This window comes from Burkholderia sp. RS01, from assembly GCF_039748055.1.
GTDB lineage: Bacteria > Actinomycetota > Actinomycetes > Actinomycetales > Micrococcaceae > Arthrobacter.
Genome location: NZ_JBDLAK010000040.1, coordinates 1 through 18,418 on the forward strand (window position 1 = coordinate 1; position 18,418 = coordinate 18,418).

Consider the following 18,418-nt stretch of genomic DNA (forward strand, 5'->3'; position numbering starts at 1 on the left):
CGCCTGGCTCGGGGGGGGCGCCCGGGGCTCCCGGTGTTTTGGTTTAGGCTTGTGGGGGGGCGGCGGGCGGGGGTCTTAAAACCACACAACCCCCGGGGGGGGGGGGCGGTATTTGTTGCCGGCCCCCCCGCCGTCGGGCGTTACCGCTGGTTGAGCTAAACCTGGTCAGCGCTCCGGCTGCAGAGCCTTGCTCCAGAGCACGGTGCCGTTGGCGTTGCGGAGGCTGACGGTGAAGACATCGTCCTCGCCGAGGTCCACGTGGCCGAAGTACTGGCTTTCGCCGCTGCGCGGGGACTCGTTGGCGTAGGCGCCGGCCCTGAAGAAGGCCACCTCGGGGCCGAAGGTGCCGTCCATCTGGCTGGGGCCGAACGTTCCGGCGTTGATAGGGCCAGCCACGAATTCCCAGAAGGGGTCGAAGTCCTGGAACGAGGCCCGCTCCGGCGAGTAGTGGTGGGCGGCGCAGTAGTGGACGTCAGCCGTGAGCCACACGACGTTTTTAACCCGGTTGCGCTTGAACGCGGACAGTACCCCGGCGATCTCGAGTTCCTTGCCCAAGGGGGCGCCGGCGTCGCGGTTTGAAAGGGACTCCTGGTTGACCGGGCCGTCCGGCACGATGATGCCGAGCGGGAGGTCGGCGGAGATGACCTTCCAGGTGGCCTTGGACTTGCTGACTTCCTTGATGAGCCAGCGGGCCTGTTCCTCACCGAGGATGTGGGTCAGGCTCGTTTCCTTGCCGTCCGTGTTGGGGTCCTTGAAGGTGCGCATGTCCAGGCAGAAGATGTCCAGCTGCGGGCCGCGGGAGATCTTGCGGTAGATGCGGGCTGGCTCGAAGCCGGTACTGCCATCGCTCAGCTGGGCGATGGGCTGGTACTCCTGCCAGGCCTGGCGGCCGCGGGCGGCGAGGACGTCCACGCGGCGTTCGGTGTAGCGGGCGTCGGTGATGATCTGCCCGGGGTACCAGTTGTTGTGGGTTTCGTGGTCGTCCCACTGGGCGATCACCGGGACCTCGGCGTAGAGGGCACGGATGTTCTTGTCCATCATGTTGTAGCGGTGCCGGCCGCGGAACTCGTTGAGCGTCTCGGCCACCTTGGACACCTCCTCGGTGACGAGGTTGCGCCAGACCTGCCCGTCCGGCTCCGTGACCTCGGCGGCGATGGGGCCGTCGGCGTAGATGGTGTCGCCGGAGTGGATGAAGAAGTCCGGCTTCGTGGCGTGCATGGCAGCGTAGCCGCGCATGCCGCCGATGTCCTCGTTGATGCCCCAGCCCTGGCCGGCTGTGTCACCGGTCCAGACGAAGCTCTGGCGACGGGGTGTGCGGCCGCTCGCGAACCCGCCCGTGCCGGGCGCGGTGCCGAAGGAGCCGCGGGCGGTTTCGCCTGCCTGGCCCTCGGGGTCCTCAAAGTGCATGGTCAGGGCGAACCGCGTGCCCGCCGGGAGGTCGCGGGCATTGATCTTGGACGTGAAGTCGGTGGCCTCGCTGGCCCGGGTCCCCCGCAGCACCCGCCGGAAGGCGCGGCCGCCGCGGAGCGGGGACCCATCGTCGTCGACCGCCAGCAGGCTGGCCACCAGCCGGCCGGGGCCAGACGCGCGGGACCACAGGACGCCGGAGTCGGCGGTGACATCGCCGGCGGAGATGCCGGACGGGAGGGTCAGGCGGTCGCGGACCAGCGCGACGCCGGAGGGCCGGGCTGCGTGCGCGGGCACGACGAGTGAAGGGGCGACGGCGGCAGCACCGGCAGCGGCGATGGCGCCTTTGAGGATGTTTCGGCGGGTGAAAGGAGTCATGCTGCCATCGTTGACGGTGCGTGTGAACCGGCGGCGACGGTTATGTGAACGCGGTGGATCGGGGCGGTGACGTGGCGCCCGCAACAAAGCGGAACAGGGGGAAGAAATCCAGATACTTCTCGTCGTCTGCCGAGCCACCTCAAGGTTTCTGCAAGGTTTTCCCAAGGATCCCCGGACAGGCTTGCTGAGCCTGAGGCTGAAACTCATGGGCCTGTCTATCGTCCGCCAATCAATGGCGATTGAGCACACCACCCACCCGGTATGGGTCACTTCTTACATTGGATGAAAACATGAAATCTCATTCAGCGCGCCGCTATGCGCTTGCAATCCTATGCGCAGCAGGTCTGCTTGCCGCTCCACAGACCGCAAACGCAGCGCCTCCCACAATCAGCGGCCCTCCAGACGATCTTCACTTCGTTTCGCCGGCCGGCGAAGCATGTCCGGGCTTCGAACTGCACGCCGACGGCACTGACTCACATGTCCTTACGAAGACGTTCACCAACAACGAGGGCGTTGTTCTACGGACCTTCGCCTCGGGCAAGGGATATAACCTGACCTACACGAACGCCGATACGCATGCGACTGTGTCTTTCCCGTCCTCGGAGATAACTGAGGACACTATCTTCCACAAGGACGGCACCAAGACCGTCACGAACACCGGCGTCTTCGGAATCATCCTGTTTCCCACGGACATTACGCCAGGGCCGTCTACGACCCAGTACAACGGACGCGTCGTGTACACCGCCGATGCGGGCAATAATTTCGAAATACTAAAAACGAAGGCAACGGCCATCGATATCTGCAAGGCGCTGAGTTAACGGCTCGTCCGTCGCACATCATGCGGGTGGCTGGCATTTTCTGCCAGCCACCCGCCGTCGTGCGTTCTTGCACGAAGCAGCTCAGCGCGCGGGTACTTGGTCCATGAACGTTACGTGGGAAACATATTGCTTAAATAGCATCGCGGCTTCGTCGAGGGCTAAGTGTCCGAAGTTCAGAGACAGCTGCAGCCCTTCCAACTGTGCAATCGCCGTTTCGGCCGCGCTGACTTTTTCGGCGAGAGCCTGGGAGTTGGCGAAGTTCGTGGCCAGCCCCGCCCCGACGGACAGAATCACAGCACCTAGGCATAAAGCACGCCAAACGATTGAAGCGTCACCCAGGGACAATGTGTCCTGAACCGCTCCCGTGAACTCCGTGCCTCCGAACGCAGGCCCTGCCGTGAACATGGCCGCCAGCACACTCCCGACCACGCTGAATTCTGTGAGTTTGTGCCGGCGCGGCAGCTGCCGTCCCAGATAGGATCGGATGTCCTGCTGTTTCTGGTCGATGCGGTCGGACAAGCTCTGACGAGTCTCCGGTGAATCGTCCATGGTCTGCCACCAGCTTCCCTCTCCGAGAGTGTGCGATCAGGATCCCACCACCACAGATTCCCGGTCCAGAGTCAATAACAACGGACGCTGCGAGCGGCAACGGACCGACACGAAAAACGGGACAGGCTTGTCTCCCTGTCCGGGGCCCGCGGGCTTGTGTAACTTTAGGTTCTAGTGGCGGGACTGCAACGGCGCAGTCCCGCCCCGCCTGACGCGAGCACCGGACGAGAGGCAACGAACATGGCAAAGACATCGGGTGTGGCACCACGGCTGGCCAAGGCACTGGCCGTAGTCCTGGGCACGGAGGAGATCCCCATCAGGCTGCGGGCATGGGACGGCTCGGAAGCAGGTCCGGCAGATGCGCCGGTCATCGAGTTCCGGTCGCGCCGGGCGTTGCGGCGGATGCTGTGGTCCCCCGGTCAGCTGGGCCTGAGCCGGGCCTACGTAGCCGGCGAAATTGAAGCACACGGCGACATCTTCGCCACCTTCACGGCCCTGAGTTCCGCGGGCAAGTTCGCTGAGCCCGGCCCCTTCCGCAAGCCAACCCCACGTGAGCTGGGGACGCTGCTCACCACCGCCGTCAGTGTGGGCGCGGTTGGGCCGAATCCCGCGCCGCCGCCGGAGGAAGCGAAGGTGGAAAAGCACGGCCGGCGGCACTCGAAGAAGCGGGATGCCGCGGCGATCTCGCACCATTACGACGTCGGCAACGACTTCTACCGCCTGGTCCTCGGGCCGTCGATGGTGTACTCCTGCGCGGTCTTTGACAGCGAGGACACCTCTCTTGAGGCCGCCCAGGAAGCGAAGCTCGATCTGGTCTGCCGCAAGCTCGGGCTGAAGCCCGGGATGCGGGTGCTGGACGTGGGCTGTGGCTGGGGCAGCTTTGCCCTGCATGCCGCGGAGCACTACGAGGTAAACGTCGTCGGCGTGACGCTGTCCACCGAGCAGGCGGAACGGGCCCGCAAACGGGTGGCCGAGGCCGGGCTGACCGAGCGCGTGGACATCCGCGTCCAGGATTACCGCGACATCGACGACGGGCCGTTCGACGCGATCAGCTCCATCGGCATGTCTGAGCACGTCGGCCGCGAACAGCTCGGGCATTACGTCTCCACGCTGCACGGGCTGCTGCGCCCGGGCGGCCTGCTGCTCAACCACGCCATTTCGTGGAACGCCGGGCCCACCGAGGACGACCCCGATTCGTTCATCCCCCGCTACGTCTTCCCCGACGGCGAGATGCTGAGTCTTTCGGACATGGTGGTGGCGCTGGAGGGCGGCCGCTTCGAAGTGCTCGACGTCGAGGCCCTCCGCCGGCACTACGCCCTGACCCTGCGCGCCTGGGTACGGAACCTCGAAGAGAATTGGGACGAGGCCGTTCGGCTCGCCGGCGCGGGCAGGGCCCGGATCTGGCGGCTGTACATGGCATCGAGCGCACTGGGCTTCGAGAACGGGCTGACCGGCGTAAACCAGGTGCTGGTGCAAAAGCACGGCGGCGAAGAAGCACCGCTGCGGCTCAGGAAGTGGACGGCTGCTGGTTAAACCCCTGGATCTCGACAGGCTCGATCAGCGGCGAGCGCTGGTTGAGCCTGTCGAACCTAGCGGGCCAGCGGGCTACTCACCCATGCCGGGGTGGACCTTTACGAAGTCGATCTTGTTGCCCGGGCTGGCCTTCTTCTTCGCCGGGGACCTCGTGAAGCCTTTCGCGTCCAGGTGGTTCTGGGCACGGTATTCGGCGAGCGCGTCGTCGTAGGCCTTGTTGAGCCGGCCGCCCGCGACCTGTTCCGTCGTGCCGTCGGCAAACGTGATGGAAATCAGGACGCTTTCCGGGAAGTGCCGGCTCATCCGGATGAAGCCTTCTGTGTCCTGCTGGAGAGTAATCATGGTGTTCCGCTTTCGTGGTCGTGGCTTCAAGTCTCCCGCACTTTCGGCCTGCAAAGTGCGGCGCCCCCATCACACGGGATCATGACAACGAAATGTACCCGCGGCAACGCCGCCGTGAACCCCGCTCCTGCTAGCCTCCTCCTATGACAACCGGACCGATGGTCGGGTCAACCGATCCTCGCGGGACGGCCCCGGAGATAACGCCTGCGGACACGCCGGCTGATCCGGCCAACGTCAATCCCCCACCTCCGGCGGCTCCCCCGAGCCCGGCCCGCACCTGGAGTTTGCAGCGTGAGTGGTCCAGGGCCTTCGTCTTCATGCTGTCGGCGCTGATACTTGGGGCGATCGTCACTATTGTGGGTGTGCGGGCCGTGGTCCACCAGCTGGAGACGACGGCCCACCAGATACAGCTCGAGTCCCGCGCGGCAGCAACGTTGGCCGCCGCGGTTGACGACCACGAGCAGCTTGGGCACCAGATCCTGGCCGATGCGCCGGTGAACCGCGAGGCGTTCATCCTGCAGCAGCGCGAAGTCTCGAAGCTCTTCGATGACACCGCAGGGGTCCTGCCGGAGGAGGACGGCATGCAGTCCGCCCTCCGTCTTGGCCGGCAGGACTGGCAGGCGGCCCTGACGGCGCGCGGCCTTTGGGGAAACCAGGTGCTGGAACTCAAGGGGAACCACGTGGCGGAGACTCCCGCCTTCGCCACGGCCAGCAAGGGCGTGCGCGACAAACTCATAGGCATCCAGAGGTCCGCCCTCGAAGCGCTGGACAGGGGGCTCGTTGACACCGGCGACCTTGAACAGCTGCTCATTGTGGGCAGGACGGGGCTGCTGACCGTGGCTGTCGGCGCCACCCTCTACTTCCGGCGCCGCATGGTCAAGGACCTGATGCGGCCGGTGAACAGCCTGCGCCGCGGCGTCCATAAGCTGCAGGCCGGTGACTACGGCCACCGCATCAGCGTTGCCCGGCGGGACGAGCTGGGCGAGCTGGCCACCGCGTTCAACGGGATGGCAGCCGCGCTGCAGGACAGCCACAGGATACTGACGCACCGCGCCACGCACGACGCCCTCACCGGACTCGCCAACCGCTCCGCCCTGACCGAGCGGCTGGCCGGATCGTTCGCCTCCGGAAGCGACCTCAGGACGCAGCACGAGGGCCTGCTTTTCATTGACATCGACGACTTCAAGGACGTCAACGACTCCTTCGGCCATGAGGGCGGCGACGAACTCCTCGTCCAGCTGGCTGCCCGGCTCCGGGCCAGCGTCCGCAGCCACGACATGGTGGCCCGGCTGGGCGGCGACGAGTTCGCCGTCGTCGTTCTGGATAACGACGACGGCACTCCCGCGACGGGGCACGTCGCCGAACGGATTTACGAGACGCTGAGCGAGCCGTTTCTCATCGGCGATCTTCCGCTGACCGTGTCGGTGAGCATCGGCGTGGCCCAGCGGAGCGCCGAAACGGCCGACGCCGCGGAGTTGCTGCGGCAGGCGGATTCCGCCATGTACGCGGCAAAACACGGCGGGAAGGCGCGCTACCAGGTCTACAACCGCGAGGCGAACCAGCTGAAACGGCAGGTGCGGCCGTCGCTGTCCGGCCAGGCCACAGACAGCTCCTCCTGAAGCGGCCGCCACGGGCGTACACTCCTGCCATGGGACCGGTAAATGCCGCTGCCAACAGCATGGAATTCCGCCCGGGCGATGATGCCCAGGAGGTGGACACCCTGGTGGTCGGCGCCGGGCAGGCTGGCCTGGCCACGAGCTACTGGCTGAGCCAGGCCGGCGTCCAACACCAGCTGCTCGAGCGGCGCCCCGCCCTCGGAGGCGCGTGGCAGGACCGGTGGGACGCGTTCGTCCTGAACACGCCGAACTTTTCGCTCGCGCTGCCCGGCATGCCCTACGACGGGCCCGAACCGGAAGCCTTTATGCCGCGCGCGGACGTGGTGGACTACATGCGGAAGTACGCGGAGACGGTCGGCGCGCCGGTACGCACGGACACGGACGTCACGCGGATCGCCCCCAGCGGCGGCGGATTCAGCGCGGAAACGAACCGGGGCGGCTGGCGGGCACGCAACGTGGTGCTGGCCACCGGCGGCTACCAGAAACCGAAGATCCCCGCAGTTTCCGCGAAACTGCCAGGCAGCATCCTGCAGCTGCACACCGATGCCTACCGCAACCCGGAGCAGCTGCCTGCGGGCGCCGTCCTGATCGTGGGCACCGGCCAGTCCGGCGGCCAGATCGCGGAGGAGCTGCTCGCCGCCGGCCGCGAGATCCACCTGGCCGTGTCCACCTGCCCGGAGGCGCCGCGCCGGTACCGCGGCCGGGACATCCTCTTCTGGATGATGCACCTTGCCGAGCACGGGCCCAAGTACGGACTCAACGGCCTCACCACGGGGCAGCTGCCCTCCCCCGCGGCGCGGTTCGCCTGCAACCCGCTGGTGTCCGGCGCCGACGGCGGCCACGACATCCGCCTCCGGAACCTCGGCCGCCGAGGCGTCCGGCTGCACGGCCACCTGGAAGCAGCCGACGACGGCGGCCTCGTCTTCAGCGACGACCTCGCCGAGCGTCTGGCCACAGTCGAGACAGCGTTCTACCAGCGCATGCAGCCGATGTTCGATGCGTACATCGCCGCGGCCGGGATTTCGGCGCCGGCGGCGGAAGCGCCCAGGGCGGATGACTGGCTCCCCGCCGGACCCGCGCGGGTGAACCTGGCGGCGGAAAACATCACGTCAGTCATCTGGGCCACCGGCTACCGGCTGGACTTCAGCATCCTGGACATCCCGGTCCTGGACGAGTGGAACTATCCCCGGCACAGCCGCGGCGTCACCGAACACCCCGGCCTGTACGCCGTGGGGCTGCCCTGGCTGACGAGCCACGGCTCATCGATCTTCGCCGGCGTGGGCCGGGACGCGAAGTACATCGCGGAGCACATCGCCGGCAACGCTGGTTGAGTCTGTCGAAACCGAGGCCTCGAGAACCCCGCCTACCCCGCACCCACAGCGGCGAATTCCACCTGCGCCGCCAACCCGGCCGCGCGGAACCATTCCTTGGCTCTTGCCTGGACCGAAGGCATCGCGAGCTGCCCAACAACCCGTGCAGGCGGTCCATCGAAGACTGATTTCCCGTCCTGCAGGTCTTCCGCGGTCACGCTGGCTGCGAGGTGCCGAAAGAGAGCCGGCTGGTCCAGGAAGGGAAGCTTCTCGCCCCGGCCATCGGTCAGAACACCCCAGCTCGAGGCAAAGAGCGAGAAGGACTCCGGCCGCTCGCCGTTGTCCAATACCAGCGGACAGTCCTCGCCATTGAGTTCAATCCGCTGGTAGTTCGGTTCGGTCTCGTCGAGCGCCATCAGTTGGCACTCATCAAGCCACGCCACCCACACGGTGCTGCGCCTTCCCCGCCGGGAATACGGAGCGGCCGCGATATAGCCGGCCTTGCTCACGTGCGCCGAGTGGCCCACAGCGACGTGGTGTAACTGGGCACGGACCAGCGGCAGAATTCCGCTGACGGGATGCCTGAACCGAGCGAACTTTCGCCTCAGGACGTCGGGACTGGAATTCGAGCCGATGGAGACCACGGGAGACCGGGAGTCCAGCGGCTCCGCATTGGCTTCCGCCAGGGCCTCACTGAGGCAGGAGGAAAGCGAATCGTCTTCGCCATCCAGCAGGGTCGACTGCCCCAGCGGCAGGTCGGCTGCCAGCTGCAGCGAAATGAAATCACCGCCATGCATGACACCCGAGGCTTCAGGCGGACTCCACGGATATTGCAGCGGATCGATCTGGTGAGTACACACAGACATATATCGACCCTACTCCTCGCGGCTGAGCACAGGAACAGCGGGCGGGAACGGATCATGGGTGCGACGGCGGGAGGCCGGCAGATATGCCGGCCTCCCGCCGTCGGCCGCTGGTTGAGCTTGTCGAAACCAGCCGCCGCTGAAGTCGGCCGAACCCCGCTAAAACCGCGCCTCCGAAAACGGCACGCTCGGAAGGTTGCCCGCTTTCCACGGCTCGGTGGAGCGCACACCGGGAGTGTGGCCCCGGCCGTCGGTGATGACGGACCGGACGGTGGCCGAGACAACGCCGAGTCCGACGAACAGGAGGATGAGCAGTTCCATGGTGGTGCACCTCGGTTGAGTGTGTGCTGATTGGGTGATTTCAGTGTGTCCGCCCTGCGTGTGAGCAAGCGTGTGAGGCAGCGCAGACGCCGGGGAGCCGCAGCAGTACCATGGGCGGTATGGCCGAGACGTGGATCCGGCTCCTCGGTCCGCCGCGGATCGAGTCCCCTGGCACAACTCCCCCGCAGCCCCGGGGCCGCAAGGCCTGGGCGGTGCTGGCCTACCTCGCGCTGCAGGCGGACGCCACAGGCCGGTCCCGGACAGCCGCGCTGCTGTTTCCGGATGCCGAGGATCCGCTCGGCGCGCTGCGCTGGAACCTGTCCGAGCTGCGGCGGGCCCTCGACGGCGTGGAAATCGCCGGCGATCCCCTGCGGCTGGCCGTTCAGCCGCCGTGGCGCTGCGACGCAATGCAGGCGGTTGACCCGGGCGGCCTGGGAGGACTCGATCCCCGCACGCTCGATGGCCAGTTGTTGGAAGGGCTGTCCTTCGCCGATTGTCCCGTCTTTGATTCCTGGCTGGCGGACCAGCGCTACCGCCTCGACAACGTGGTCCAGTCCCTGCTCTATGAGGCCTCGCTAGCCGCACTTGCTGCGGGCAATCCGGGTGAGGCGGTGGAGCTGACGACGCTCGCGCTGCACCGGGATCCGTTCCATGCGGATTGCAACGCCGTTCTGGTCAAGGCGCTCGTGGCACTGGGCGAGCACCGCCGGGCCCGGGAGCACGTCACCAAATGCGGGAACCTCTACCGCCAGGAGCTGGGCCTGCCGCTGCCAGCGGAAATCCGGCAGGCCCTGTCCGCTGCCGCTCCGGAGGCGGACCCCGGCATCCGTGCCACTGCGGCGACAGTGCGGTCCTATCTCGACGCCGGCGGCGCCTCACTTTGGGCGGGCGCCGTCGACCGGGGGCTGGATCAGTTACGGCTCGCCGTCGTGCTGGCCCAGCGCACCGGCGACGACCATCTGCTCGCCGAGTCCCTCGTGACGCTGTCCGGGGCGCTGATCCACCAAGCCGGCGGCCGCGGCGCCGAGGTGGCGGACTTCCTGCACCGTGCGCTGTCGGCGGAAGGGCCCGACGGCGCCTCCCGCACTGCCGCCGCGGCGTACCGCGAGCTGGGCTACCTGTCCGTGCAGCGGGGCGTCCCGGACCGCGCGGCCGGCTGGCTTGACCGTGCGATGCGGGCTGCCGAGGGATTCCCCGACGAACAGGCAAGAATTCTCGGGATCCAAGGCATGCTCGCCTCGGATACCGCCCGGTATGAGGACGCCGTGACAGCGCTGACCGAGTCCGGAAGGCTCGCCGAAGAACTCCGGAACCGCCGGCAGCAGGCCTTCAGCGAGGCGCTGCTCGGCAGGGTGCGGCTGCTCCGCGGCGAACTGGATCAGGCGGCCAGTTCACTGGACCAGGCCCGCGACTGGATCGCCGGAGAACACTGGACGGCGTTCGAACCGTTTGTCGACGGCGTGCGGGGCGAAACATATCTGGCCGCCGGTCGGCTGGAGGAAGCTGCGGAACTGATCGACCGGTCCTGGGTGATGGCCGATCTGGCGGGTGACCACTGCTACATGGCGTTGGCGGCAGGCGCCGAGGCACGGCTGTTCCTGGCGCACGGCGATCTGGTGGCCGCGGAACACTGGGTTGGCCGCGGCCTTGAACCCAAGCCGTGGTACCTCTGGTATTCGGCGCGGCTGCTGGATACCGCGGCGGAAGTCGCCATCGCCGTCCGGTCCCCCCGGGCTTCAGAGTTCGTCGGGCGGCTGCTCGAACTGGCGAGCCGCAGTGGAATGCGGGAGTTCGTGGTGCGGGCCCAGTCGCACCGGGCGGTGCTCGGCGACGAGGCAGCCGCCCAGACGGTGCCCTGGCTGGCGAAGGAGATCGACAACCCGGCGTTGGAGGCGTTCCTGGCGAAGCGGCACGTTGGTTGAGACTGTCGAAACCTCCGAACAAGCACACTCGGGTTAAACAAAAGCAGGGCCCGTCAAAGACGGACCCTGCTCGAAACCTGTAAGGTTCCGGACTCAGAAGAGTTAGCTAGAAGCTAAGTCTTAGAGAGCCTGGATGTTTACAGCCTGGGGACCCTTGGGGCCCTGCTCGGTTTCGAAGGAGACCTTCTGGTTCTCTTCGAGGGAGCGGAAGCCGGAGGAAGCGATCGCAGAGTAGTGTGCGAAGACGTCCTGTGAAGAGTCATCGGGGGAAATGAAGCCGAAGCCCTTTTCAGCGTTAAACCATTTGACGGTACCAGTAGCCATTATTTTTGTCCTTCGTGAAGGTGGAGGAAAAGTCCCGACTTTCGGGTCCTCCGGTGTGGGGTGTTCAAAACCGCTACTTCAGAAGAACGCGGACTTTCGACCGCGCGTACTGCCTGAACTACCAAATACAAACACAACAACGGTCTCTACTGTACACGTGTTTCAGGGCGGGACTTACCAAAAGCCAAATGGGGCACGTCCGCTCAGTACGGAAGGCAGCAGGAGACCGCCCAAACGACCCGGCTGGCACGGACCGCAGATAGCCTCGCCCGCGCCCCCGGAACGCAATATGCTTCACACAAACCAGCCCCCATTGGTCTCCCATGCGTACCGAAGGAAGAAGCCATGCAGATGCCCAAGCCGTCAGAGGCCGACAAGGAACATTTCCGCGCCGTCATGCCCACGGATCCCGACGTCGTGGTGAAGCCGATGTTCGGCAACCTTGGCGCCTTCGTCAACGGGAACATGTTCGCGGGCCTCTTCGGCCCCACCATCGGGGTGAAACTCGCGGACGCGGACCGGGAGGAACTCGAAGGCACTGAGCGGACCGTTCCCTTCGGGCCGGCTGAGCGGCCCATGGGCGGTTACACGGGATTGCCGGAGGTATGGAACGCCGAGGGCAGCGGTGATGATGCGCGGGCCAAAGCCTGGGTGGCGAAGGCCTACTCGTATGTGGCCGGGCTGCCGCCCAAGGAGCCGAAGGTTTCCAAGCCCCGGGCCAAGAAGTAGTTCATCTTCGGCCTGACATTCGTCGCTGTCACCATGGGTGCCAGGGTCCGGCGCCGGGGCCCGGTGGCTTGGCCAAAAACCATCGCCCGCTACGGCGGCCGCGCCGGCCCTCCGAAGAATAGACTGGAAAGGAGCCTTGGGCTCCTCGGATGCCTTGGCGCTACTGAAAGATAAGGACACTTCATGACACAGAATCCCGTCCCCACCGCAGAGACACCCGATACCAATGCCGGTGAAGAAGAAACCATTGGCAAGTCTGTACATCCCGGCCCGGACAAGGACGCTGAGGGGAACGAACCTGGCGCCGAAGTGGAGGATATGGATCTTTCACCTCTGGGACTCAAGGATGCCCCTGCACAGGACGAGAACGAACACAGCCTCGTCGATCCCGGAAACAGCTGATCTGACACGCTCACTTCAGCGCCGTCACCCCGGACCCCCTGCGGCGTCGTAAGGCACCCCCTTCCGCATGCCCGCCACCACGTCTGCGCTTTCCTTAAGGATCGGCAATGAAGAAAGAGCTGAAGGACGCCGCGAACGCGGTCGAGGATGCGTCGAACTCCAGGGCTTTTTTGTGCTTGCGGCCAGGGCAGGTTTTGCCGTCAGCGGCCTGTTGCACCTTCTGGTCGGGTTCGTCGCTATCCAGTTGGCATTGGGCAAGGCGGGAAAGGCGGACCAGGCCGGTGCCGTCGCCCAACTCGCTGCCCAGCCGCAGGGGCTGCTGTTGCTGTGGGTCGGATTCGCCGCCTGCGTGGCTCTGGCACTCTGGCAAACCAGTAACGCCGTATTCGGTTACGGTCAGCTGGAGGCCAGGAAGAAGGTGGTAAGGAAGCTGTCCGCAGCCGGCAAGGCCGTCGTGTTCGCGGTCATGGCGCTGACGTTCGCTGCCTCCGCAAGCGGAAACAGCCAAACCAGCGGAAAGACGACCAGCGACTTCACCGTCTCAATCATGAAAGCACCAGGGGGCGCGTTCCTGCTGATGATCATCGGAGCCGCCATCGCCATCGCCGGCCTTGTCTTCGTGGTTCTCGGCTTCAAGGGATCGTTCAAGAAGGACCTGCAGCTGCCGCCCTCGGGCACCGCGCGGTCCGTCGTGACGGGGCTGGGAGTGGTCGGCTACATAGCGGAGGGCGTCGCACTGTTTCTGGTGGGCTTGCTGTTCATCATTTCCACCGTTCAGGCCAACCCTCAGGAGTCCACCGGCCTGGATGGCGGACTGAAGGCGCTGCGCGAGCAGCCGTACGGGGTGTATATGCTGACCGCCGTCGGCGTCGGCCTTATCTGTTACGGCCTCTACCTGATGGTGAAGGCCAAATTCGCGCGGATGTAAGCTGGCCACCTTCACCGGCCGAGTGAAGAATCCCGAAAACATTGACGTTTCGGCGGTCATCCGGTTGCGGGCGGATGTGCTGTGGAAGCCTAGGGCAGGACAACATTCACGAGTTCTGACCGGCCGCCTGTCTCCAGGTCCTCTGTAAGCACCAGCGAACCGACCTGCGGGCAGTAATACTTATGCTCCCGCGAGTTCTTTTCGAGGGGCGTCCAGTCGTAGACCTTGACGCAATCGGTGTATGTGCCTGATTTGGTGGTGACGGTCTCGCCGGTAGCGACGGTGTCCCGCATGTCTTCCGCGTTACCAACGTAAAATTCCTGCCTGTAGGAGTCGCCGACGCGCTGCTCGGCCTTCATCCAGATGCCGGCTTTTGCCCCGTCTTTTCCGTGGAGAAAGCTGCCCGAGTGGTGCAGCAACATCCCATTCCAGTAGTTGTTCACGTCCTCGCCGAAGTACCACACGTCGCCGTTCTTGTGTTGCGCCAAGTAGTCCCGGGTTTCCTCTACGAGCTGCCCGTTCTTGTACTCCTTATCCAGATACACCACCGTCTCAACACCCTCTATGGTCATGGTCTCCTGCAGGATTTCGATTTCGATCCTCTCGGTGACTGTTCCTTGCGCGGTAGTTTCGTAGGTCAGTTTTTTGCCGACAGGGAGGGCGAAGTATTTATTGGTGATTTTCGTGGTGAAATCGGCGGGGTTGACCTGTGGGTTGTACTCCGCGGCCCTACTCCTTTTTGTGTTGTCGAAGGCAAAAAGTGTCGCCCCGCCAACCACCAGCAGCAGGACGATGACTCCAAAGAAGATTTTGGTTCGTGAATTCATGACCTTTCCCACTCCTTCTGAGTAGAAATTCCTGTAGGGGGTCAGAGCACCGTTGCTTGCCCATGGCCATAGGAAAAAGGTATTGCAGTCCGACCTGAACCAGAACACCCTCTGCGAACATGCTCTTGGAGAGGCCCCGCCTCCCCGTAGCGTCAGTGAGGATGTTCGACGGCGTCCTGGTCGCCGTGGCGCTTCCCGCCACTTTCATCGTCGGCCTGGTAATCGTGGCCGCCGTCATGAGAGCCCGGGACGTCCGGCGCCGCGACCCGGTCCGGCGCTTCAGCCGCCAGCAGCGCCGCGAAGGCATGGCACGGGCTGCCGGCCAGTGCGAGATGGAGGCGGGCTTCCGCCGTCGTTGTTCCCGGCCGGCAGAGCACGGCGACCATTTCTATCCGTGGTCCAAGGGCGGGTCCACCAGTCTGCAGAACTTCGTCGCCGCGTGCAGCAGATGCAACCGCGCGAAAGGCGCGCAGATACCGTCGCCAGCGCAGCAGGAAAGACTGGAACGACGACGGCGGACGTACGTCGCGCTCGACGGCGCGGCCGCCGTCGGCGAACGGCAGCCGCTCCCCTAGCTAGCCGGACCTGAACCAGCACTCAGACAGCAACGCGGGGTCACTTGGCGCCCAATTTGCCGCCTTGATTGGGCGCCAACTGACCCCGCGTTGCCCGGCTGTCCGCCAGAAACCGAGTCCGCTGCTGTGAGCGACAGAGGCGGGGCTGAGTGCCCTCTCGCCAGGCAAAGCGCCCTAACACCCGAAGCCGAGAACTCCGCTGCCGCCGCCCCGCAGACAACGTCATTTCCGACCTCTACAATGAGCATTCTCACGCAGGCGCGTCGACGCTCCTGCTCCGTCTGTGGGCAGCGTGAAGCTGCCTTGGACGGACCATGAATGGGGATGGCTGATCATGAGCAACGGCGCACCTGACGTTAGTCCAGAACCCCGCGCCGTCCCACCACGGAAGCCTGCCAAACCGCCGCGGATCGGAACAGCGAAGGAACATCCGGCGTCGGCAAACGAACGCTCCGCCGTGCGTGCCTCGGGCACCATCGCAGCGTCAGCGCCGCCGCTCGACAACTACGCGGCGTTCCTCGGCCGGCTGGACGCAGCAGCCGGGAGGCTCACGCCGCGGCGGGATGCCCTGACCACGGCCCTTGGTGCTGCGGAGCTGCTCCACCACCAGAACCACGCAGGGCTCGAGCTTTGGGGCCAGCGCCTCTCCCGCATCAGTCAAATCCTGGACCAGCACACCGGCAACCGGGAGGCGCGGACTTACAGCACCCTGAGGGAGCTTCACGACATTGCCATCAAGATGAAGCAGATGTTCGGCAGCCGAGCGGAGCGCGTACAGCAGGTGTGCAACGTGATCAGGGCCCGCCGGGTTCAGATCAACACGTCTCTGTTTGAGCTGGAGAAGAGCAAGGTCAAATTAACGTCGTCCAAGATGCTGGCGCAAGAGCGCGAGAATCTCAGCAAGGTGGTCGCCGATCTTTCGGTCACCGGTGAGGGCATCAGCCACGGTTTCCCGGACCCTGGCCTCCAGGAAAGTCTGCGGGAGGCGCGGGAAGCAATCATCCTGGCCGAAGCCCCGCTGGAAGTGAAAGGGAACTGAACATGCAAATTCCACGGACCGAGCACCGGGAAATCTGCAGCCTCACTTCGAAGGAATGGACCGGCAGGCCGGCCGACGGCGCGGGCGCCATGTTCGGCGGCTTTTCAATTGTCGGCTTCGTCCTGTGCCTGATCCTGATGCTGTTCGTGCCCGGCCTCCGGGACGTCGGCGCCACCATGCTGTTCGTCGGGATCTTCGCCTCGACTTTCACGGTCCTGGGCATCCTGGGCACGGGTTCGAGCGAGCGCGCGTTTCTGCAGCGGCTGACTGCCACTGTGAATGAAGTGATTCTCGAACTCACGGCGGACAGGGCGAACCAGCTTTCGACTGATGAGCTCCGCTCACTGCTCGTCGACGGCGGGAGCCTCCCGCGGCTTGTGAACGGGGTGTCCGGTCTGCACCTGAAGGTCATCCCGGAGCCCACGCCGAAGCCCAAGCCGAAGCAGATTGCCCCGCCGAAAACTGACGCGGTCACCACGACCCGAATCGTCATCGCGGCCACGCCACCCGATTACGGCATTGGCAGTTTCGACCGGCTCCTCGAAACGGCTACCAATGACCCGGGATTCAATTCCTCCGCCACCTAGCAGTGACGGTTGGCCAGCTTCCTCAGCCGGCGGGCTCATCAACCGGAACGTAGTCGCCGTGGCGGTGGACGATCTTCCATTCCCCGGCTTCGCGGCGGTAGACATGGGTGACGCGAAGCTTGGTGGACTGGGGCGGGCCGCCGTCGACCGACAGGTTTGCTCGTTCAAAACCGACCGTATACGCAAGATCCCCGCTGGCTCCCGCCGCAAGAAGTTCGAAACTGTAGGCGGTGCAGTGGGAGAACCGGGAGGCAACCCAGCGGAAGGTCCGGCTGACCGTGTCCCACCCCGAATCGGACATCCCCATGGCACCCAACAATGTGACCGGGTCGGCGCGTGACCACAGGGCAATCCTCGGCTCCGCATCGCCGTTGTGAAGCGCCGCTTCCGCCGCTATCTGGCGGTCCAGCATCGCGGTCAGGAAATCCTCGAGTTCGCCCATGCCCTTCTCCTTCGCCGGTCCACAGAGCATCGTTGTCGCGAAACAACGCTTTCCCGGCCAGACTGGCAGCTCCCGGGAACGGCGTCAACGCTGGCCGGGTCCCGTCAGGGCGAGCAGGAGCGTCATCCACGGGAACGTTGTCCGCGAGCGCCACGGCCACTGCGCAAGGTCGTTGCCGGCTTGCGGTCCCCCGGAGCATTCTTGGGGAATGGGTTCGCAAGATGAGGACGGCAGGGCTGGGATCGATGCTGGTCTGGTGGCGTGGATTCCCCGGCTCGCCCCGTCTATGCCGGTGGCCGTGCCCGTGCTGTCGAAACTCTTGGACTTCGACGACGGGACTACGTCACGCTCCCTGTTGGCGGGGTTCGTCCTGGCCGGGAACGTAGTATTTCCGGCCGTCGAAGGGCCCACCGCCGCCGCGCTCGGGGACAAGACACTGACCTACAAGAACACCGGCACGGTGGAAAGTTCGGTCCGCTCCGGGCTGACGGACACCATCGATGCCCTATCCAAGCGCATCGCCCGAGCCTCGGAAAGCGCCGTCCGGCTGATGGCGGACTTCCGCAGTAAGTACGTGGAGAGCGTGCTGATGGACGAAGAAACACTGCTGTCCCATCGCGATGCCTGGGCAACGGAGCCGTCACCGTCTACGGCGCCCCTGACCAGGCTGACTCCTGGGGAAGCAGCGCTCTACGAAGGACTCGGGAACGACGCCTGTGGATCATCCGTCCGCCTGGAACAGGAGCTGATCCACTGGGACTGGGCCCGAAGGCGTCTTGCCAAGCCCGTTTGAGCTGTGGATGCGGTCGGCTGGCGTTCCGCTGCCCGCTGCTAGTCAAAGTGGGTCAGCACGGAGGCCCAAGATTGCCCGGATGTTTTACTGGGCCACGCCCTCCGGGCCGTAGAGGAATTCCCTGGCGTGTGCGACAGCTTTCTTAAACGCGTCGTTGCGAAGGGCGATCAGGTGTTCCGTGTCGCCGTCCGCCGGTTCCAAGTAGCCGGTAAAGCCGGGCCGCAGCACCCAGATGTCACCTGCGGGCGGCAAATAGAAAACACCGAACGAGCGGTGCTGCTGGTCATCCTCTGTCCAGATGGGAACCACGGCCAGTGCCGCACCGGTCCCGGGATTGACCCACTGGGCCCGGGGCAGCGGATGTTCGTGGGCTTCCGGGTCCAGGAACGGTGCCGTGCCCTGTCCCCAACGTTGCTCGAAGCGTTCGTAAAACGCGGGAAAGAGGTGGGAGTCGTAGCGGCGCCAGTCACTCATTTCTTATGTCTCCTTCCTTCATCGGGTATAACTTCCCGGCCCATGGCCCGTTCTCCCACCGGACCGGCGATGCGCGGTCGGGCTGGGGCGGTTCCGGCGGAAGCCGCCCCGGCCCTGCCCGGCAGCGCCGCTAGCTGTACCCGGCCATTAGGTTAGTGACACTCGCGTGATCGGGGTGCTGTTGATGGCGGCGTGGATGCGTTCAGTGTTGTAGTAGTTCAGCCACGGGTCAAGCGCCG

General features: G+C 65.3%; 21 protein-coding genes. 12 read left to right on the top strand and 9 right to left on the bottom strand.

Annotation, left to right across the window (positions count from 1 at the left end; translation table 11 throughout):
- Positions 1–165 precede the first annotated feature (165 nt).
- Complete coding sequence (locus ABFP37_RS22040; RefSeq protein ID WP_347034976.1) at positions 166–1,785, bottom strand: alkaline phosphatase D family protein; 1,620 nt, start codon at positions 1,783–1,785, stop codon at positions 166–168.
- Between the two features lie 290 nt (positions 1,786–2,075).
- Between ABFP37_RS22040 and ABFP37_RS22045 the strand changes: the two genes are divergently transcribed.
- On the top strand, positions 2,076–2,603 hold the full coding sequence (locus ABFP37_RS22045) for a hypothetical protein (RefSeq protein ID WP_347034977.1): 528 nt from the start codon (positions 2,076–2,078) through the stop codon (positions 2,601–2,603).
- 81 nt (positions 2,604–2,684) lie between these two features.
- Here the strand turns inward: ABFP37_RS22045 and ABFP37_RS22050 are convergent, their stop codons facing one another.
- On the bottom strand, positions 2,685–3,152 hold the full coding sequence (locus tag ABFP37_RS22050; protein ID WP_078027621.1) for a hypothetical protein: 468 nt from the start codon (positions 3,150–3,152) through the stop codon (positions 2,685–2,687).
- A gap of 240 nt (positions 3,153–3,392) precedes the next feature.
- On the opposite strand from ABFP37_RS22050, the gene ABFP37_RS22055 reads away from it, so the two are divergent.
- Positions 3,393–4,685, top strand: a complete 1,293-nt coding sequence (locus ABFP37_RS22055; RefSeq protein WP_347034978.1) for a cyclopropane-fatty-acyl-phospholipid synthase family protein — start codon at positions 3,393–3,395, stop codon at positions 4,683–4,685.
- Positions 4,686–4,757: 72 nt separating this feature from the next.
- Here ABFP37_RS22055 and ABFP37_RS22060 read toward each other — a convergent pair whose 3' ends face one another.
- Complete coding sequence (locus ABFP37_RS22060) at positions 4,758–5,027, bottom strand: hypothetical protein (protein ID WP_078027622.1); 270 nt, start codon at positions 5,025–5,027, stop codon at positions 4,758–4,760.
- A 143-nt stretch (positions 5,028–5,170) separates the two neighbouring features.
- On the opposite strand from ABFP37_RS22060, the gene ABFP37_RS22065 reads away from it, so the two are divergent.
- Together ABFP37_RS22065 and ABFP37_RS22070 are read left to right on the top strand one after the other, a co-directional pair.
- Positions 5,171–6,646, top strand: a complete 1,476-nt coding sequence (locus tag ABFP37_RS22065; RefSeq protein ID WP_347034979.1) for a diguanylate cyclase — start codon at positions 5,171–5,173, stop codon at positions 6,644–6,646.
- A gap of 29 nt (positions 6,647–6,675) precedes the next feature.
- Entirely contained in the window at positions 6,676–7,974 is a 1,299-nt protein-coding gene (locus tag ABFP37_RS22070; protein WP_347034980.1) for an NAD(P)/FAD-dependent oxidoreductase, read from the top strand.
- 32 nt (positions 7,975–8,006) lie between these two features.
- Here ABFP37_RS22070 and ABFP37_RS22075 read toward each other — a convergent pair whose 3' ends face one another.
- Positions 8,007–8,819, bottom strand: coding sequence for a hypothetical protein (locus tag ABFP37_RS22075; RefSeq protein WP_139362736.1), 813 nt, complete (start codon positions 8,817–8,819; stop codon positions 8,007–8,009).
- A 156-nt stretch (positions 8,820–8,975) separates the two neighbouring features.
- Positions 8,976–9,137: a hypothetical protein gene (locus ABFP37_RS22080; RefSeq protein WP_185982318.1), complete on the bottom strand. Its 162-nt coding sequence runs from the start codon at positions 9,135–9,137 to the stop codon at positions 8,976–8,978.
- 119 nt (positions 9,138–9,256) lie between these two features.
- Here ABFP37_RS22080 and ABFP37_RS22085 point away from each other — a divergent pair, with 119 nt between their 5' ends.
- Positions 9,257–11,059 carry an SARP family transcriptional regulator gene (locus tag ABFP37_RS22085; RefSeq protein ID WP_347034981.1) on the top strand — a complete coding sequence of 601 codons (1,803 nt, stop codon included), beginning with the start codon at positions 9,257–9,259 and terminating at the stop codon, positions 11,057–11,059.
- A gap of 120 nt (positions 11,060–11,179) precedes the next feature.
- On the opposite strand, the gene ABFP37_RS22090 is transcribed toward ABFP37_RS22085, so the two are convergent.
- Positions 11,180–11,383, bottom strand: a complete 204-nt coding sequence (locus tag ABFP37_RS22090) for a cold-shock protein (RefSeq protein ID WP_024365339.1) — start codon at positions 11,381–11,383, stop codon at positions 11,180–11,182.
- Positions 11,384–11,728: 345 nt separating this feature from the next.
- On the opposite strand from ABFP37_RS22090, the gene ABFP37_RS22095 reads away from it, so the two are divergent.
- The 3 genes from ABFP37_RS22095 to ABFP37_RS22105 all read left to right on the top strand — a co-directional run bounded on the left by ABFP37_RS22095 (position 11,729) and on the right by ABFP37_RS22105 (position 13,442).
- Positions 11,729–12,112, top strand: a complete 384-nt coding sequence (locus ABFP37_RS22095) for a TfoX/Sxy family protein (RefSeq protein ID WP_078027625.1) — start codon at positions 11,729–11,731, stop codon at positions 12,110–12,112.
- Positions 12,113–12,295: 183 nt separating this feature from the next.
- Entirely contained in the window at positions 12,296–12,514 is a 219-nt protein-coding gene (locus ABFP37_RS22100) for a hypothetical protein (RefSeq protein WP_078027626.1), read from the top strand.
- A 67-nt stretch (positions 12,515–12,581) separates the two neighbouring features.
- Complete coding sequence (locus tag ABFP37_RS22105) at positions 12,582–13,442, top strand: DUF1206 domain-containing protein (RefSeq protein WP_347034982.1); 861 nt, start codon at positions 12,582–12,584, stop codon at positions 13,440–13,442.
- A gap of 89 nt (positions 13,443–13,531) precedes the next feature.
- On the opposite strand, the gene ABFP37_RS22110 is transcribed toward ABFP37_RS22105, so the two are convergent.
- A complete protein-coding gene (locus ABFP37_RS22110) occupies positions 13,532–14,269 on the bottom strand; it encodes a hypothetical protein (protein WP_347034983.1) in 738 nt (245 codons plus the stop codon).
- 161 nt (positions 14,270–14,430) lie between these two features.
- Here ABFP37_RS22110 and ABFP37_RS22115 point away from each other — a divergent pair, with 161 nt between their 5' ends.
- The 3 genes from ABFP37_RS22115 (at position 14,431) to ABFP37_RS22125 (ending at position 16,470) form a co-directional block, all read left to right on the top strand.
- Complete coding sequence (locus ABFP37_RS22115) at positions 14,431–14,844, top strand: HNH endonuclease signature motif containing protein (RefSeq protein ID WP_347034984.1); 414 nt, start codon at positions 14,431–14,433, stop codon at positions 14,842–14,844.
- Between the two features lie 334 nt (positions 14,845–15,178).
- Complete coding sequence (locus ABFP37_RS22120; RefSeq protein WP_347034985.1) at positions 15,179–15,883, top strand: hypothetical protein; 705 nt, start codon at positions 15,179–15,181, stop codon at positions 15,881–15,883.
- 2 nt (positions 15,884–15,885) lie between these two features.
- Complete coding sequence (locus ABFP37_RS22125; RefSeq protein ID WP_347034986.1) at positions 15,886–16,470, top strand: hypothetical protein; 585 nt, start codon at positions 15,886–15,888, stop codon at positions 16,468–16,470.
- A gap of 22 nt (positions 16,471–16,492) precedes the next feature.
- Here ABFP37_RS22125 and ABFP37_RS22130 read toward each other — a convergent pair whose 3' ends face one another.
- On the bottom strand, positions 16,493–16,912 hold the full coding sequence (locus tag ABFP37_RS22130) for a nuclear transport factor 2 family protein (protein ID WP_078027632.1): 420 nt from the start codon (positions 16,910–16,912) through the stop codon (positions 16,493–16,495).
- Between the two features lie 208 nt (positions 16,913–17,120).
- Here ABFP37_RS22130 and ABFP37_RS22135 point away from each other — a divergent pair, with 208 nt between their 5' ends.
- Complete coding sequence (locus ABFP37_RS22135; protein WP_347034987.1) at positions 17,121–17,705, top strand: Wadjet anti-phage system protein JetD domain-containing protein; 585 nt, start codon at positions 17,121–17,123, stop codon at positions 17,703–17,705.
- 84 nt (positions 17,706–17,789) lie between these two features.
- Here ABFP37_RS22135 and ABFP37_RS22140 read toward each other — a convergent pair whose 3' ends face one another.
- Positions 17,790–18,179 (bottom strand): hypothetical protein, encoded by a 390-nt coding sequence (locus tag ABFP37_RS22140; RefSeq protein WP_347034988.1) that lies wholly within the window; start codon positions 18,177–18,179, stop codon positions 17,790–17,792.
- Positions 18,180–18,418: the final 239 nt, after the last annotated feature.

What these genes read in the sequence shown, in the direction of transcription:
- ABFP37_RS22055 (WP_347034978.1), top strand. Translation starts at nt 3,393, where the DNA reads ATGGCAAAGACATCGGGTGTGGCACCACGGCTGGCCAAGGCACTGGCC.
- ABFP37_RS22110 (WP_347034983.1), bottom strand. Translation starts at nt 14,269, where the DNA reads ATGAATTCACGAACCAAAATCTTCTTTGGAGTCATCGTCCTGCTGCTG.
- ABFP37_RS22120 (WP_347034985.1), top strand. Translation starts at nt 15,179, where the DNA reads ATGAGCAACGGCGCACCTGACGTTAGTCCAGAACCCCGCGCCGTCCCA.
- ABFP37_RS22065 (WP_347034979.1), top strand. Translation starts at nt 5,171, where the DNA reads ATGACAACCGGACCGATGGTCGGGTCAACCGATCCTCGCGGGACGGCC.
- ABFP37_RS22115 (WP_347034984.1), top strand. Translation starts at nt 14,431, where the DNA reads ATGTTCGACGGCGTCCTGGTCGCCGTGGCGCTTCCCGCCACTTTCATC.
- ABFP37_RS22090 (WP_024365339.1), bottom strand. Translation starts at nt 11,383, where the DNA reads ATGGCTACTGGTACCGTCAAATGGTTTAACGCTGAAAAGGGCTTCGGC.
- ABFP37_RS22080 (WP_185982318.1), bottom strand. Translation starts at nt 9,137, where the DNA reads ATGGAACTGCTCATCCTCCTGTTCGTCGGACTCGGCGTTGTCTCGGCC.
- ABFP37_RS22075 (WP_139362736.1), bottom strand. Translation starts at nt 8,819, where the DNA reads ATGTCTGTGTGTACTCACCAGATCGATCCGCTGCAATATCCGTGGAGT.
- ABFP37_RS22070 (WP_347034980.1), top strand. Translation starts at nt 6,676, where the DNA reads ATGGGACCGGTAAATGCCGCTGCCAACAGCATGGAATTCCGCCCGGGC.
- ABFP37_RS22045 (WP_347034977.1), top strand. Translation starts at nt 2,076, where the DNA reads ATGAAATCTCATTCAGCGCGCCGCTATGCGCTTGCAATCCTATGCGCA.
- ABFP37_RS22105 (WP_347034982.1), top strand. Translation starts at nt 12,582, where the DNA reads ATGCCCGCCACCACGTCTGCGCTTTCCTTAAGGATCGGCAATGAAGAA.
- ABFP37_RS22100 (WP_078027626.1), top strand. Translation starts at nt 12,296, where the DNA reads ATGACACAGAATCCCGTCCCCACCGCAGAGACACCCGATACCAATGCC.
- ABFP37_RS22085 (WP_347034981.1), top strand. Translation starts at nt 9,257, where the DNA reads ATGGCCGAGACGTGGATCCGGCTCCTCGGTCCGCCGCGGATCGAGTCC.
- ABFP37_RS22060 (WP_078027622.1), bottom strand. Translation starts at nt 5,027, where the DNA reads ATGATTACTCTCCAGCAGGACACAGAAGGCTTCATCCGGATGAGCCGG.
- ABFP37_RS22050 (WP_078027621.1), bottom strand. Translation starts at nt 3,152, where the DNA reads ATGGACGATTCACCGGAGACTCGTCAGAGCTTGTCCGACCGCATCGAC.
- ABFP37_RS22040 (WP_347034976.1), bottom strand. Translation starts at nt 1,785, where the DNA reads ATGACTCCTTTCACCCGCCGAAACATCCTCAAAGGCGCCATCGCCGCT.
- ABFP37_RS22095 (WP_078027625.1), top strand. Translation starts at nt 11,729, where the DNA reads ATGCAGATGCCCAAGCCGTCAGAGGCCGACAAGGAACATTTCCGCGCC.
- ABFP37_RS22125 (WP_347034986.1), top strand. Translation starts at nt 15,886, where the DNA reads ATGCAAATTCCACGGACCGAGCACCGGGAAATCTGCAGCCTCACTTCG.
- ABFP37_RS22130 (WP_078027632.1), bottom strand. Translation starts at nt 16,912, where the DNA reads ATGGGCGAACTCGAGGATTTCCTGACCGCGATGCTGGACCGCCAGATA.
- ABFP37_RS22140 (WP_347034988.1), bottom strand. Translation starts at nt 18,179, where the DNA reads ATGAGTGACTGGCGCCGCTACGACTCCCACCTCTTTCCCGCGTTTTAC.
- ABFP37_RS22135 (WP_347034987.1), top strand. Translation starts at nt 17,121, where the DNA reads ATGGGTTCGCAAGATGAGGACGGCAGGGCTGGGATCGATGCTGGTCTG.